The 1,440-nt window shown below is 41.4% G+C and carries 2 protein-coding genes and 1 pseudogene; all 3 read right to left on the bottom strand.

Features of this window, described 5'->3' with window-relative positions; translation table 11 throughout:
* Nucleotides 1-316: hypothetical protein (locus ALO43_RS16850; RefSeq protein ID WP_054997837.1), on the bottom strand; the 316-nt coding region annotated here is incomplete at its 3' end.
* 81 nt (nucleotides 317-397) lie between these two features.
* Complete coding sequence (locus ALO43_RS16845) at nucleotides 398-742, bottom strand: hypothetical protein (RefSeq protein ID WP_054997836.1); 345 nt, start codon at nucleotides 740-742, stop codon at nucleotides 398-400.
* Nucleotides 743-1,079: 337 nt separating this feature from the next.
* Nucleotides 1,080-1,440, bottom strand: a pseudogene (locus ALO43_RS16835) (DUF6861 domain-containing protein); the annotation flags it as partial.

The following is a 1,440-nucleotide window of genomic DNA, read 5'->3' as shown; positions in this document are numbered from 1 at the left end:
AAGATGTGTATAAGAGACAGTCATCCAACTCAATAGTGAGTTGACCTACAATCACCAGCGATTTTTCAACACTAACCACCTCAGCCAGAATTTCATGAACGAATCCATCGTCAATACGTAGTACGTATGGCTGAGAGCCTGCCGCCATCTTGGCTACATTTTTTATTGATATCGCAAGGACAGGCTCTAGCAGCATGTCCCCGACATTCATATGATATGGATGACAAAAAGCTACGCACTGAGTCTCAGCATCACCGATTGTCAGCATTGCTTCCAGAGCATCTTTCGAGATCCATTCACACTGCTTAACAAACATTAAAAATCCTGAGCCTTGGCTTTTGCTGAGCCATCGATTTCACCATTGCAAAACTTCAGTGAAACACATACCCCTTTACCACTAAAAGCTTTTCATTTCCTCGGGAATAAATATTTCCGCCCCTGAAAAAACCGCTTCATTTTGGCATGCCTTATAAATTCCCGCCAAGAAACTTTCGAACGCTTGAAAATAGATACTCTCAACCTCATTATTGCCGTCAAGAAAAATGGACATATTTATCTGATCATTTGTATATTTCTTGATGCCCGCGTATTCCTCTTCAAACTTAAGACCCAAATACCTAACCAAATACTCTCCGATACTTTCAGGAAGCCTTTCAAGACTATTAAACTCCCATCCATAATCGCCTAGGACCTTAGATGCGCCTATAGGAACTATGAAAACTGCCTGACAACTCCTCTTCATACAACCACTCAAGTTCCTACGAACGCCTCGTAAATTTCAATTGGTTTTTTTATCCAATGGCTGCCAAAGAATCCTTTTAATATAATCCTTAGCTTCCTGCTCAGTTTCAAAATCCAAGACCTCGTACTCATCATTTACTAACATGTCTCGCCAAGAAACATTTTGATCACGAAGACACTCAGCTAATTCATACCTCATCTCATCTGTTTTTTCCACTAGAATTAAGACTATTAACATATATACCTATAGCAACGTCTTCTGCCAGATTAAAATCCGAACAAAAAACAGTCTTTAGCATGTGTCGAACATTCTCATATTTCATAAATGCCTTACCTTTTTAGGGAGCAGGTGCTGGAAAGATAGTAATTGTCTCCCAATTTTTCTTGCTGGGATTATACTGATACAAACCTTCTATACTTCGCAAATTTTCAAGCTTTTCTGGAGCGCCATTTGTCTCAAGGTTTTTAAGGATGTTGCCAGTGGGCAATACCCTCTTGAAACCTCTTCCAAGATCAACGCCGATATCGCCTGCGTCTTGAGCCGTAACCCTTATGACATCTTGGCCTGGCTGGCGCGCTATAGCCCTTTCCAAAGCTCCACCATTCCTAATGGTTTGGTCAGCAAAAATCAATAATTCATCGCTGTGGAAAGCCGATGATAAAGGCGGTACTGACGGCCCGACGTCTCCGTTCGGCTTA

It is taken from the genome of Pseudomonas tremae (assembly GCF_001401155.1).
Taxonomy (GTDB): Bacteria; Pseudomonadota; Gammaproteobacteria; order Pseudomonadales; family Pseudomonadaceae; genus Aquipseudomonas; species Aquipseudomonas tremae.
The sequence above is the reverse complement of the archived record's forward strand: the minus strand, read 5'-3'. Positions and strand labels throughout refer to the sequence as shown.

Coding starts and splice junctions, on each gene's coding strand:
- ALO43_RS16845 (WP_054997836.1), bottom strand. CDS start 742: ATGAAGAGGAGTTGTCAGGCAGTTTTCATAGTTCCTATAGGCGCATCT.